The sequence below is a fragment of the Mycolicibacterium palauense genome (assembly GCF_002592005.1).
Lineage (GTDB): Bacteria > Actinomycetota > Actinomycetes > Mycobacteriales > Mycobacteriaceae > Mycobacterium > Mycobacterium palauense.
In genome coordinates this window covers 43,296-58,075 of the sequence record NZ_NVQF01000036.1, presented here as the reverse complement: position 1 = coordinate 58,075, position 14,780 = coordinate 43,296, and the positions used below count along the sequence as shown (strand labels likewise).

Below are 14,780 nucleotides of genomic sequence, written 5' to 3'. Positions count from 1 at the left end.
TACGTCGATAATGACAGGCCCGGGCTGGTAGCCGGGATGGAGGGGCCGATCTGGGCCAGTTGCCGCGGGTGAGCCCGGGGCGGGGGCTGCGGGGGCGGCGGCAATTTGACTTTCAGCCGTGGAAGATGCTGGCATACCTGGTGGGCAAACGGGTATGCCAGAACCCAGTTCTTGGCGAACCACAGCCGGTTGATCCAGCCCCCGAGGAACCGCTGATTTTGATTGCCAGCCACGCGCCCGCCTTTTTGCCGGGCCGAAAGTCAGCAACGGAGCTGCTTGAGATTTTCACCCCAGCACGCATCGCTGGCAAAGGAGCCGAGATGTGTTTCCCCAGCAACAAGCCGAACAAATCCTGCCAGTCGATGCCGCTGGCGAAAATCAGCGCAACCTCGCGTCGCACGGCTGGCAAGCTCGATGTGACGCATTCCTTATCAGAATGACAGACATTATTTACGTCTTGGTGTTAGCCTTCCCGCGAGCGGGGAACGTGTGATCGGGACCCTCGGTATCGGTTTGCCACCGAGGGAGCAGCGCCTGGGGGCGGCTCTATGAAAGGAAAACGTCATGAAGTTGACTGATTCTTCGATTCCCGCAGTTCTTGCCGAACGCGCGCAGCGGCAGCCCGACGAGTTGGCCTACACCTTCATCGACTACGAGGTCGATCCGGCGGGATTCACTGAGAGCCTGACCTGGTCGCAGGTGCAGCAGCGTGCCCAGGCGGTCGCCGAGGAGCTGTCGCGCTGCGGATCGGTCGGTGACCGGGCCGCCATTCTCGCCCCTCAGGGCCTGGAGTACATCGTCGCCTTCTTCGGGGCCATGCAGGCCGGTTTCATCGCGGTGCCGCTACCGGTGCCGGCCTTCGGCGCGCTGGACGAACGTGTCTCCGGTGCGCTCAAGGACTGCGCGCCGACCGCGGTGCTGACCACCTCTGCCGTCGTCGACCACGTCATGTCCTATGTGGGTGCGCAGGCCGGCGGCACCGCGCCCACGGTGATCGAGGTCGACGCACTCGACTTCGACAGCCCCCGCACCCCGGAGCCCGTGGGCGCGCTGCCCAACACCGCCTACCTGCAGTACACCTCCGGGTCGACGCGGGCCCCGGCCGGTGTGGTGGTGACCCACCGCAATGTCATCGCGAATCTGGAACAGATCTTCTCCGATTACATGGAGCACCGCGGCGGGGTTCCGCCGCAGGACACCACGATGGTGTCGTGGCTGCCGTTCTATCACGACATGGGCCTGATCCAGGGTGTGTTCGCCCCCCTGCTGTGCCCGCCCGAGACCCCGGAGGGTTCCGTCGGCCGCCCCGCGGTGCTGATGAGCCCGCTGGCGTTCCTGGCGAAGCCGGCGCGCTGGATCCAGCAGCTGGCCGCCAATCCCCATGCCTGGTCGGCGGCGCCGAACTTCGCCTTCGAGCTGTCGGTGCGCCGTACCTCGGACGCCGATATGGAGGGACTCGACCTCGGCAACGTGCTCGGCATCATCAGCGGCAGCGAGCGTATCCACTCGGCGACCATCCGGCGGTTCAACGAGCGGTTCGCCCAGTTCCACCTGCCCGAGACCACCGTGCGGCCCTCCTACGGCCTCGCCGAGGCGACCCTGTATGTCGTCTCGGCGCCCACCGGGCATACCCCGGCCACGGTCCGCTTCGACTACGAGAAGCTGGCCGCCGGGCACGCCGAGCGCTGTGCCGAGGGCGGTTCGGAACTGGTCAGCTACGGTCCGCCTCGGGTGTCGACGGTCCGCATCGTGGATCCCGAGACCTCGGTGGAGTGCCAGGCGGGTGTCGTCGGCGAGATCTGGGTGCACGGCGAGCAGGTCGCCGAGGGCTACTGGCGCAACCCGCAGCAGACCGAGCGCACATTCGGCGGCCGTATCCACGACCCGTCGCCGGGGACCCCGGAGGGGGCGTGGCTGCGCACCGGCGACCTGGGTGTGATGTCGGAGGGCGAGCTGTTCATCATCGGCCGGATCAAGGATCTGCTGATCGTCGACGGCCGCAACCACTATCCCGATGACATCGAGGCGACCGTGCAGGAGATCACCGGCGGGCGGGTGGCCGCCATCTCGGTGCAGGACGACCTCAGCGAGCAGCTGGTCGCCATCGTCGAGCTCAAGACCCGCGGGGACGCCGAGCAGGATGCGGTCAAACTGCGGACCGTCAAGCGTGAGGTGGCCACCGCTGTCAAGCGGGCCCACAGTGTGCGGGTCGCGGATCTGGTGATGGTGGCACCGGGTTCGTTGCCCATCACGACCAGCGGCAAGGTGCGGCGGGCGGCCTGTGTGGAGCGGTACCGGCTGGACGAGTTCAGCCGACTGGACGTCACCGTATGACGGAGGAGTTCGACGAAGCCGCCCTCCGACACTGGCTGGTTGACTATCTGGTCACCAATATCGGCTGCAGCCCGGATGAGATCGACTTTGACGCTCCTCTGAACGACCTCGCCGTCGGCTCCAGCGATGCGGTGGTACTGACCGGCGAGTTGTCGGAGTTGCTGGGCCGTACGGTCTCGCCGGTCGAGTTCTGGCAGTACCCGACGATCAACGCGCTGTCGCAGTTTCTGACCGGCGGCGAGCCCGAGCCGGTGGCCGAGGTGGTCGGGGAGTCCGTCTCGGCCAGTGACGAACCGATCGCCGTGGTCGGGTTGGGCTGCCGTTTCCCCGGAGACATCCGCGGGCCCGAGGCCTACTGGGACTTCCTGGCGCAGAACCGTTCGGCGGTCACCGAGGTCCCCGCCGACCGGTGGGCGTGGTTCGACGACGGGTCGCCGGAGGGGGCCGCCGCCCTGGCGGGAACCACCCGGTGGGGCTCGTTCCTGTCGGACGTGGACGCCTTCGACAACGACTTCTTCGAGATCTCGCCCAGCGAGGCCGCCAAGATGGATCCCCAGCAGCGGTTGTTGCTGGAGGTCACCCACGAGGCGCTCGAACACGCCGGCATCCCGGCGCCGTCGCTCAGGCACACCCAGACCGGCGTGTTCGCGGGCGCGTGTGTCAGCGAATACGGCGTGCTGGCGACCACCGAGATGAACCAGATCGACGCGTGGACGGGCACCGGTAACGCGTTGAGCATCATCGCCAACCGCGTCTCGTACTTCTTCGACCTGCGGGGCCCCTCGGTGACAGTGGACACCGCCTGCTCGTCCTCGTTGGTGGCGGTGCACCTGGCCTGTCAGAGCCTGCGTTCGGGGGAGTCCAACCTGGCGTTGGCGGCGGGGGTCAATCTGCTGCTCTCGCCGGCCATCACCCGCAGTTTCGACCAGCTGGAGGCGATGTCGCCGACGGGCCGCTGCCACGCGTTCGACGCCTCCGCGGATGGTTTCGTCCGTGGCGAGGGCGCCGGCGTGGTGGTCCTCAAGCGGCTGTCGGACGCGGTGCGCGACGGCGACCGGGTGCTGGCGCTGGTGCGCGGTTCGGCGGTCAACCAGGACGGCCGTTCCAACGGGTTGATGGCCCCGAATCCGGCGGCCCAGATGGCGGTGCTGCGCGCGGCCTACGCCAATGCCGGCGTGGAGCCGCGCGACGTCGAGTACGTCGAGGCCCACGGCACCGGAACCCTGTTGGGTGATCCGATCGAGGCCCGCGCGCTGGGGACGGTGCTGGGCCGCGGCCGCCCGGCCGAGACGCCGTTGCTCGTCGGCGCGGTCAAGTCCAATCTGGGCCACCTGGAGGCCGCGGCCGGGGTGGCGGGCTTCGCGAAGGCCGTTCTGGCGCTGCAGCAGGGGAAAATCCCGGCCAACCTGGGCTACGAAAAGCCCAACCCGCACATTCCTTTCGACAAGTTGCGGTTGAAGGTCGTTGCCGAACATGCGGATTGGCCGCAGACCTCCGGCCCTCGCCGGGCCGGGGTGTCCTCGTTCGGCTTCGGCGGCACCAATGCGCACATCGTGCTGGAGCAGGCACCGTCGCCGGTGCCGCCCGACGCGGGCAGCAGCGACGCGGAGGCCCCGGCGGTGACGACGCTGGTGGTCTCGGGCAGGTCGGACGAGCGGATCGCGTCGACGGCGTCGATGCTGGCCGAGTGGATGTCCGGTCCCGGTGCGGACGTGGGCCTGCCGGAGGTGGCGCACACCCTGAACCATCACCGGACCCGGCATGCCCGGTTCGCGACGGTGTGTGCCCGCAGCCGAGAGGATGCGCTGGCCGGTCTGACGGCGCTGGCCGCCGGGCAGTCGGCCCCGGGCGTGGTTGTCCCCGCGGAGGGGACACCCGCGATGCCGGGCGCGGTGTTCGTGTACTCCGGCCAGGGGTCGCAGTGGCCCGGAATGGCGCAGCGACTGCTCGCCGACGAGCCGGCCTTCGCCGCGGCGGTGGCCGAGTTGGAGCCGGACTTCGTTGCCCAGGTGGGCTTTTCGCTGCAGGAGGTGATCGCGCAGGGGCGCCCGGTCAGCGGCGACGCCCAGGTGCAGCCGGTCCTGATGGGACTGCAGCTGGCCCTGACGCAGCTGTGGCGGTCCTACGGGGTGCATCCGGACGCGGTGATCGGGCACTCGATGGGCGAGATCACCGCCGCGGTCGTCGCCGGCGCGCTGACCGCCGCCGAGGGGTTGCGCGTCATCTCCATCCGGTCGAAGGTGATGTCGCAGTTGGCGGGCCAGGGCGCGGTCGCCCTGGTGGAACTGGACCCCGAGAGCGCGGCCACCCTCGTTGCCGAGCATCCGACGGTCGAGGTCGCCGGGTACGTCTCACCGCGTCAGACGGTCGTGGCGGGCGCGCCCGACGCGGTCGACGCCGTGATCGCGGCGGTCACCGCCCAGAGCCGTTTCGCCCGGCGCGTCAACATGGAGGTGGCCAGCCACACGGCGCTGATGGACCCCGTCCTGCCGCAGTTGCGGGCCGAGCTGGCCGACCTGACGGCGCGGACGCCGACGTTGCCCTTTTACTCCACGGTGGCCGAGGGGGAGACCGCCCCGGTGCTCGACGCCGAATACTGGGCGGCCAATGTGCGGCAGCCGGTGCGGTTCAGTCAGGCGATCACCGCGGCCGGGGCCGACCACGGCACCTTCATCGAGATCAGCCCGCACCCGCTGCTCACCTACGCCGTCGCCGACACCCTGGCGGGCGGGAGTCACCGCGTCATCGAGACACTGTCGCGGGACACCGACGACACGGTGACCTTCCACACCAACCTCAATCGGACCCACATCGTCGCTCCCGCCGACGCCGACCACGCCCCCGAACCCGCGGTCACCCTGCCGGCCACCCCGTGGCACCACCGGAGCTACTGGGTCAACGCGCGCAGGCGCGTCGCCGGTGCCGGCTCGGCGCCGCGGTCCGGCACTCTGCTCGGCGACCACACCGCCGTGGCGACCACGCCGCCGGCGCACCTGTGGCAGGCGCGGCTGGTCCCGGAGCGCAAGCCGTACCCGGGATTCCACCGCTTCGACGGTGTCGAGATCGTTCCGCTGTCGGTGCTGCTGAGCACGTTGGCCGGCGCCGCCGCCGAGTGCGGCGCGACACGGGTCGAGGACGTGAAGTTCGACTTCCCGGTGGTCGTCGACCAGCCGCGGGCGATCCAGGTCTTCGCCGACACCGGATCGGTCACCGTGTCGTCGAGCACCGCCGGCGCGGGCCAGTGGCTCAGGCATGCCGCAGCGCGGCTGTCCTATCACCAGGACGCGGCCGGCCCGGCCGGGGACACCGGGGACACCGAAGCACCGATGAGTGAGGTCGACACCTCCGCACTGCCGGAGCTGTACCGGTCGTGGGGCGTCGAGGGCCTGGGGTTCTCCTGGACCGTGCAGGACTGCCGGAGTACCACGAACCGGCTGCGCGCCCGGATCGCCGTCGCCGAGCCGGGCGCGGTGGCCCTGCTCGACGCCGCGATCGGCGTCGCCCGCCTGGTGGATCCCTCCGATCCGCGGTTGATGGTGCCGGCCGCCGCCGAGAGCGTCGGTTTCGACGCGACGGCCGACGACACCGACGCCGTCATCGACATCACCCGCCGGGAGGGCGCCGACGGCCTCGTCGTCGACATCCTCGTCACGGGCGCCGGCCCGCGCCCTATCGCCGAGATCCGCGGACTGCGCTACACCGACCTCGAGGGTTCCGCGGTCGGCACCCGGGGCGCCGACCGCTACACCATCGCGCACGCGCTCGACTGGCAGCCCTGGGCCCCCGCCGAGGGCGCTGCGGACGGGGCACATGCCGGGGCACATATCGAGGCCGGGCCGGACGCCCCGGGCGTCACCGGCAGTACCGACACCACGGACACCACGGACACCACTGAGTCCGCGGGCACCCTGGCCGTCACCGGTACCGGCGCCGCGGCCGACGAGTTGCGCGAACGGCTCGCCGCCGCGGGATTCACCGAGGCGGGGCCGGACGAGGCCCGCTACGTCCTCTACGTGGCGGACTCCGATTCGGCACGGCCCGACTCAGACCAGCCCGAGGACGACCTGGAGTGCGCGGCCCGGCTGACCTCCGAGGTCGCCGCCCTGGTCGGGCGGTTGGCCGAGCGGGATGCGCGGCAGCCGGCGACGTTGTGGGTGGTGACCCGCGGCGTGCGGGACGCCGCGTCCGAGGCCGCACTGCGCCAGAGCTGCCTGTGGGGACTGGCCGCCGTGATCGGCGCCGAGCAGCCCCAGCTGTGGGGCGGCCTGATCGACCTCGAAGACGGCGGGAAAGATGCCGGGGGATCTGCCGTCGACGACGCCGGGGGATCTGCCGTCGACGACGCCGTGGCGCGAGCCCTGGCCGGCGTGCTCACCCGGCCGGCCAAGGCGATCCTGTCGATGCGCGACGGGCGGTTCTTCGAATCGGCGCTGGTGCCGGTGTCCGGTACGCCGGTCGCCGAACCGGTGCGCTGCCGCCCCGACGCGGCCTACCTGGTGACCGGGGGTATGGGTGCGCTCGGGCTGTTGATGGCCGACTGGCTGGCCGACCGCGGGGCGCGCCGGCTCGTGCTGGCCGGTCGCACCCCGCTCCCGCCGCGGCGGGACTGGGACGGTGCGGACCTCGACGCCGACGCCCGGCACAAGATCGCCGCCATCCGGGCGCTGGAATTGCGCGGTGTCTCCGTCGATGCGGTCGCCCTCGACATCGGGTCGCCGGCCGCGCTGCAGGCCCTGCTGACCGAGCGGGACGCCGGCGGCGCCCCGCCGATCCGCGGCGTCATCCACGCCGCCGGCATGACCGAGGCGCAGCTGCTGACCGACATCTCCGACGGTGACCGGCTGCGGCGCACGTTGTGGCCGAAGATCGCCGGCGCCGGCGCCGTCGCGCAGGCGTTTCCGCCCGCGAGTCTGGACTTCCTGTACCTCATCGCCTCGGCGGGGTCGGTCTTCGGGATCCCCGGCCAGGGCGCCTACGCGGCCGGCAACGCCTACCTGGACTGCCTGGCCCGCGCCCGGCACGCGCAGGGCGATCCCGCGATGAGCCTGGACTGGGTGGCCTGGCAGGGCCTCGGGTTCGGTGCCGACGCGCAGATCGTCACCGCCGAACTGGAGCGTCTCGGTTCGCGCCCGGTGGTGCCCGACGAGGCGTTCGCCGCCTGGGAGCAGGTCAGCCGCTACGACATCGCCCAGGTGGTGATGGCGCCGCTGAAGTCCCCGGAGGCCGAGGACGGCGAGCAGGCGGGTGGTTCGCTGATCTCGGGGGCCCACCGGGCCTCCGGTCCGTCCGGGGCGCCGACCCGGGACTGGTCGCAGCTGTCCGCCGAGGAGCTGCGCAGCGAGCTGCAGAACGGGCTGCGTGCCATCCTGGCCAGCGAGCTGCGGATGGCCGAGGACCAGATCGAGGTGGACCGGCCCTTCGCCGAGATGGGACTGAACTCGGTCACCGCCATGTCGATCCGGCGGGAGGCCGAACAGCTGGTCGGTATCGAGCTGTCGGCCACGATGCTGTGGAACCACCCGACGATCGTCTCGTTCGCCGACTACCTCGCCGTGACGCTGACTCCGCAGGGCAGCGACGGGGACGCCGGCGACGCCAGCGCCGAGAACGACGCCGACGACTCTGCCGACAGCGTGCTGGATTCGCTGTTCGACAGCGTGGAGTCGACTTCTTGACGCACGAAGAGCAGGATTTGATGCACACACCTTCGATTCGGACGCCGGACAAGCGCGCCCGACAGTTTGCCGGGGACCGGGGCGGCGTTTTGTATCATCCCTGCGCACGGCAGCGTCCCGAGGGGCACGTGGAAAGGATGTTGTGATGCCGCTGACCGAAACGTCGATTCCCGCTCTGCTCGCCGAACGCGCACAGCAGCAGCCCGACGAGCCGGCCTTCACCTTCATCGACTACGAGTCCGATCCTGCCGGCTCGGCGGAGACCCTGACCTGGTCGGAGCTGCGGCAGCAGGTGCTCGTGGTCGCGGAGAAGCTGGCTGAGTGCGGCACACCCGGCGACCGGGCCGTCATCCTGGCTCCGCAGAGCCTGGAGTATGTGGTCGGCTTCCTGGGGGCGATCCAGGCCGGTTTCATCGCCGTGCCGTTGTCGATGCCCCAGCGGCGTCAGCACGACGAGCGGGTGACCGGGGCGATGAAGGATTCGGCACCGGTCGTCGTGCTGACCACCTCGGATGTCGCCGACACCGTCCGCAAGTACGGGCAGGTCGACGCGCGGCAGCGGCCTCCCAGGTTCATCGAGGTGGACACGCTGGACCTCGATACCCCGCCCAAGGCGCCGTCGCAGGTGGCCCTGCCCAAGAACGCCTATCTGCAGTACACGTCGGGCTCGACCCGCCAGCCCGCCGGCGTGGTGATCACCCACCAAAACGTCCTGGTCAACGTCGATCAGCTGGTCACCGACTACTTCGAGGCCTGCCCCGACGGAGCCCCCGAGGACACCACCGTCGTGTCCTGGCTGCCCCTCTACCACGACATGGGCCTCATCATCGGGCTCTTCACCCCGCTCGTGCTGGGCCGCTCCGCGGTGCTGATGAGCCCGGTCGCGTTCATGCAGAAGCCGGCCCGTTGGATGCAGCAGCTGGCCTCGCACCCCCACGCGTTCACCGCCGCCCCGAACTTCGCGTTCGAGCTGGCCGTCAAGCGCACCGGCGACGACGACATGGCGGGGCTGGACCTCGGCGGGGTGCTCGTGATGATCAACGGCGCCGAGCGCGTGCACGGTGCGACGGTGCGCAGCTTCAACGAGCGGTTCGCCGCGTTCAACCTGCCCTCGTCGGCCATGCGGCCGTCCTACGGTCTGGCCGAGGCGACCGTCTACGTCACGTCCTCGGCGGGCGGACGCCCGCCCACCTCGGTGCGCGTCGACTACGAGAAGCTGGCCGCCGGCCACGCCGAACGCTGCGACGACGCGAACGGCACGGAATTGATCGGCTGCGGTACGCCGCGCTCGACCACGGTGCGGGTGGTCGACCCGGAGACCTGCATCGAGAACCCCGCCGGCCAGATCGGCGAGATCTGGTTGCACGGCGAGCATGTCGCCGGCGGCTACTGGCACAACCCACAGCTCACCGAGCAGCTTTTCGCGGGCCGGCTTCGGGAGCCGGCGACGGGGACCCCCGCGGGTCCGTGGTTGCGCACCGGCGACCTCGGGGTCATGTTCGACGGCGAGCTGTACATCGTCGGCCGGATCAAGGACCTGTTGATCGTCGACGGCCGCAACCACTATCCGGACGACATCGAGGCCACGGTCGCCGAGTTCACCGGGGGCCGGGTGGCTGCCATCTCGGTGCCCGACGAGGCCAGCGAGCGTCTCGTCGTGGTGGCCGAGCTCAAGGCGCAGGTCGACCCCTCGGAGTTGGCATCGCTGACGCAGCAGGTCACCTCGGCGGTCTCGATGACCCACAGCGTGCAGTTGTCGGACTTCGTGCTGGTCGGCCCGAGATCGCTGCCGCTGACGACCAGCGGAAAGGTCCGCCGCGCGTCGTGTGTCGAGCTCTACCGCAACGACGGCTTCTCTCGGTTGGACGTCACTGCATGACCTCTGCTTTCGACGAAGCCGCTGTTCGGAGGTGGTTGGTCGACTACCTGGTCACGAACAACGGCTGCAGTCCTGAGCGCATCGACCAGGGTGCGTCGATGCATGACCTGGGTGTGGGCTCACGCGACGCGGTCGTGCTGACGGGGGTGCTCTCGGAGGTGCTGGGCCGCCCGGTGTCTCCGGTGGACTTCTGGCAGTACCCGACGGTCGACGCGCTGGCGAAGTATCTGACCGGAGGCGAGGTCGAACCGGTCACCGACGAGCCTGACAACGGGCGGCCCGCCGCGATGGACGATCCGATCGCCGTGATCGGGCTGGGCCTGCGTTTCCCGGCGGGTGCCGACGCCGACGGCAACATCGAGGGCCCGGACGCGTTCTGGGACTTCCTGTCGGAGAACCGCTCGGCGGTGTGGGAGGTCCCCGCGCAACGGTGGGCCCCGTTCGACGACGGCACCGCCGAGGCGGCCGCGGCGCTGGCGGGCACCACCCGGTGGGGTTCGTTTCTGCGGGACATCGACGCGTTCGACGCCGAGTTCTTCGAGGTCATGCCGCGCGAGGCCACCCGGATGGATCCCCAGCAGCGGCTGCTGCTGGAGGTGACCCACGAGGCGCTGGAACATGCGGGCATCCCGGCGGATTCACTGGCCGAGAGCCGCACCGGGGTGTTCGCGGGGGCCAGCGCAGGTGACTACGCACAGCTGGGCTCGGCCGACCTGGGCCAGGTCGACGCCTGGTATGGCACCGGCAGTTCGATCAGCATCATCGCCAACCGGGTGTCCTACTTCTTCGATTTCCGTGGTCCGTCGGTCACCATCGACACCGCATGCTCGTCGTCGTTGGTGGCGATCCACCTGGCCTGCCAGAGCCTGCGCGTCGGCGACTCGGACCTGGCACTGGCCGCGGGCGTGAATCTGCTGCTGTCGCCGGCGGGCACCCGCAGCCTTGACCAGGCCGAGGCGATGTCGCCGACGGGGCGGTGCCACGCCTTCGACGCCGCGGCCGACGGATTCGTGCGCGGCGAGGGTTGCGGCGTCGTGGTACTCAAGCGGCTCTCCGACGCCCAGCGTGACGGCGACCGGGTGCTGGCGGTGATCCGCGGTTCGGCGGTCAACCAGGACGGCCACTCCAACGGGCTGATGGCGCCCAATCCGGCGGCCCAGATGGCGGTGCTGCGCGCGGCCTACGCCAACGCCGGGGTTAATCCCCGCGAGGTCGACTACGTCGAGGCGCACGGGACCGGCACGTTGCTGGGCGACCCGATCGAGGCGCGGGCCCTGGGCACGGTGCTGGGGAAGGGCCGTGCGCCCGACGCGCCCCTACTGGTCGGGGCCGTGAAGTCCAACCTCGGACACCTCGAGGCCACCGCCGGGCTCGCCGGATTCGCCAAGGCGGTGCTGGCGTTGCAGCACAACAGGATTCCGGGCAACCTCGGCTATGAGAACCCGAATCCGCACATCCCGTTCGCGAAGCTGCGGCTGAAGGTCGTCGCCGAGCACACCGACTGGGCGCCGGCCGGCCGGCCCCGCCGCGCCGGTGTCTCGTCGTTCGGATTCGGCGGCACCAATGCCCATGTGGTGATCGAACAGGCCCCGGTGGCGGTGCCGGCCGCCCCCGAGCCGGAGCCGGCCGTGACCACGCTGGTGGTGTCGGGCAAGTCCGCCGAACGGGTCGCGGCACAGGCCGGCATGCTGGCCGAGTGGATGACCGGGCCCGGCGCCGACGCCGGCCTGGCCGAGGTCGCCCACACGCTCAACCACCATCGTTCCCGGAACGCCAGATTCGCCACCGTGGCCGCCCGCGACCGGGACCAGGCCGTCGCCGGGCTGCGGGCGCTGGCCGCCGGGCAGGCTGCGCCGGGCGTGGTGGGGGTGCCGTCGGTCAGCCCGCGGCCGGGCACCGTGTTCGTCTACTCGGGACAGGGTTCGCAGTGGGCCGGCATGGGGCAGCGGCTGCTGGCCGACGAGCCGGCGTTCGCGCAGGCGCTGGCCGACATCGAACCGGTGTTCGTCGAACAGGTCGGGTTCTCGCTGCACGACATCATCGCCGGCGGACACCCGGTCAGCGGCGATGCGCAGGTCCAGCCGGTGCTGATGGGCCTGCAGTTGGCCCTGACCGAGCTGTGGCGCTCCTACGGCGTGCACCCCGACGCGGTGATCGGGCACTCGATGGGCGAGGTCACCGCGGCCGTCGTGGCCGGGGCGCTGAGCCTGCGCGACGGCCTGAAGGTCATCGCGCAGCGTTCCCGGATCATGTCGCGGCTGGCCGGGCAGGGCGCGGTCGCCCTGCTCAACCTCGACGACCGGGACACCACCGCGCTGATCGAGGGTCATCCGAGCGTCGAGATCGCCGGCTATCTGTCGCCACGTCAGACGGTGGTGGCCGGCGTGCCCGACGAGGTCGACGCCGTCATCGCCGCGGTCACCGCGCAGAACAGGTTCGCCCGGCGGGTCAACATGGTGGTCGCCTCCCACACGGCGTTGATGGACCCCGTCCTGGGGGATATCGCCGCGGCGCTGAGCGACGTGGCGGCCGGGGCGCCCACGCTGCCGTTCCTGTCCACGGTGCTGGACCCGGCGGAGACGCCGGTGCTCGACTCGGCGGAGACGCCGGTGCTCGACTCGGCGGAGACGCCGGTGCTCGACGCCGACTACTGGGTGGCCAACGTGCGCAGGCCGGTCAGGTTCAGCCAGGCGATCAGCGCCGCGGCCGCCGACCACGGGACCTTCATCGAGATCAGTCCGCACTCCACGCTGATGCAGCCCATCGCCGACACGCTGGCCGGCTGCACCGAGCCGTACGCCGGACCCGGCGGCTCGGGGACCGGCGCCGGTCACCACACCCTCGGCACGCTGGCCCGCGACACCGACGACACCGTGGCCTTCCACGCGAATCTGAACGCCACGCACACCGCGCACCCGCCGCAGACCCCCCACCACGGCGAACCGCACCTGCCGCTGCCGCTGACGCCGTGGAGGCACACCCGGCACTGGGTCGACGCCCGCCCGGCCCGCCGGATGGGCCCGTCGCGCACGGGCGCACTGCCGGCCGGCAGCACGGTGCCCCCGGAGTGGTTCTGCGAACTGACCTGGCCCGTCAAACCCCTTGGTGAGCAGTCGGATTCTCCCGCTGACACGGCCGGCGGCAGCTGGCTGGTGGTCGCCGGGCCCGAGCTGGGTGCAGAGCTGTCCCGGCTGCTGGGGGACGGTGCCGGCGTGTCCGTGACGACGGTCCCGGCCACCGCCGACGCCGAGACCATCGAGCGGGCGCTCGGCTCGGCCACCCGCGTGCTGTACGCACCGGATCCCGCCGCCGGCACCGAACTGGGATACGACCTGTTCGAGACGGGCCGCGCCATCGTCTCGGCCGCGGCGGCCCGCCCGACACCACCGACGCTGTTTCTGCTGACCCGCAACGCCCAGCCGGTGTCCGAGGGCGACCGGGCCAATCCCGCGCAGGCGGTGCTGTGGGGTCTGGGCCGCACCCTGGCCCTCGAGCACCCCGAGATCTGGGGTGCGGTCATCGACGTCGACGAATCGGTGCCCGCCTCGGTGGCCGCCCGCTGGATACTCGCCGAAGCCCACGGCGCCGACGGCGAGGACCAGGTCGTCTACCGCGGTGGCGTGCGCCGGGTCGCCCGGCTCATCCAGGCGTTGCCACCGGCGCCCGCACCGGCGGCGGAGCTGCTCGACCCCGACCGTGCCCACCTGGTCATCGGCGCGACCGGCAACATCGGTCCCACGCTCATCGAGCAGCTGGCCACCATGGGAGCCAGGACGGTCGTCGCGGTGTCCCGCAACCCGGGTTCGCGCCTCGATGATCTGACCGCCCGACTCGCCGAGCGGGGCACGACGGTCGTCACCGTCGCGGCCGACGCCGCCGACGAGGCGTCCCTGCGCGAGGTCTTCGCGCGGTTCGGCTCCGACCTGCCGCCGCTGGGGGGCATCTACCACGCGGCGATGAGCGGCGGCCCGGCCACCCTCGACGAGATGACCCACGACGACGTCGTCGCGATGTTCCGCCCGAAGATGGATGCGGCCGCGCTGCTGCACCGGCTGTCCCTCGGGCACCAGGTCCAGCAGTTCGTGCTGTTCACGTCGATCTCGGGTGTACTCGGCTCCCGCTGGCTGGCGCACTACGCGGCCACCACCACGTTCCTGGACACCCTGGCGTTCGCGCGCCGCGCCGCCGGGCTGCCCGCCTGCGCGATCAACTGGGGGCTGTGGAAGTCGCTGGCCGACGTGCAGACCGGGATCGAGCGCATGGCCACCCTGGAATCGGGCCTGGAGCCGATGGACGACGCGCTGGCCATCACCGCGCTGCGTTCCCTCGTGGGTCCGCAGGCGCCGGCCCGGGTCACCGTCGTGGCCGCCGACTGGCCCCGGCTGGCCGCGGCGTACCACACCCGCTCGCAGCTGCACATCCTCGACGAACTGCTGATCGGCTCCGACATCGAGGCCGTTCCCGACGGTGACACCCCGTTCCGGGAGGAGCTGCGAGCGTGCGACGCCGAGCAGCGCACCGACCTGCTGACCGATCACGTGCGTACGCTGGTCGCCGCCGCGATGGGGCTGGAGTCGGCGCACGCGCTGGACCCGACCGTCGGGTTCTTCCAGTTCGGCATGGATTCGTTGATGAGCGTGACCCTGCAGCGCTCGCTCAGTACGAGCCTCGGCGAGGTGCTGCCGGCGTCGGTGGTCTTCGACTACCCGACCGTGGAAGCCCTCACCGATTACCTGGCCTCGATTCTTCCTGAGATAATCGAGGCCGCCGGTGCCGGGGATTCCGGCCCCAAAAATTCGGCCGGAGATTCGGAGAGTGCCGGGGACGCCTACGACGACCTGGCCGAGGACGAACTGCTGGCGAGACTTTCGGAAAGATTGAGTTAGAGCACC

Annotated in this window: 5 protein-coding genes; all 5 read left to right on the top strand. The window is 70.9% G+C overall.

Going from position 1 to position 14,780, the window contains the following annotated elements:
• Positions 1-125 precede the first annotated feature (125 nt).
• Positions 126-440 carry a hypothetical protein gene (locus tag CSR00_RS30190; protein WP_141564371.1) on the top strand — a complete coding sequence of 105 codons (315 nt, stop codon included), beginning with the start codon at positions 126-128 and terminating at the stop codon, positions 438-440.
• Positions 441-564: 124 nt separating this feature from the next.
• Complete coding sequence (locus tag CSR00_RS15725; protein ID WP_099023349.1) at positions 565-2,334, top strand: AMP-binding protein; 1,770 nt, start codon at positions 565-567, stop codon at positions 2,332-2,334.
• Complete coding sequence (locus CSR00_RS15720; RefSeq protein ID WP_099023348.1) at positions 2,331-8,009, top strand: type I polyketide synthase; 5,679 nt, start codon at positions 2,331-2,333, stop codon at positions 8,007-8,009. The genes CSR00_RS15725 and CSR00_RS15720 overlap by 4 nt, the downstream gene beginning before the upstream one ends.
• Positions 8,010-8,154: 145 nt before the next feature.
• Entirely contained in the window at positions 8,155-9,888 is a 1,734-nt protein-coding gene (locus tag CSR00_RS15715) for an AMP-binding protein (RefSeq protein WP_176562085.1), read from the top strand.
• Positions 9,885-14,774 carry a type I polyketide synthase gene (locus CSR00_RS15710; protein WP_099023346.1) on the top strand — a complete coding sequence of 1,630 codons (4,890 nt, stop codon included), beginning with the start codon at positions 9,885-9,887 and terminating at the stop codon, positions 14,772-14,774. Before CSR00_RS15715 ends, CSR00_RS15710 begins: the two co-directional genes overlap by 4 nt.
• Positions 14,775-14,780: the final 6 nt, after the last annotated feature.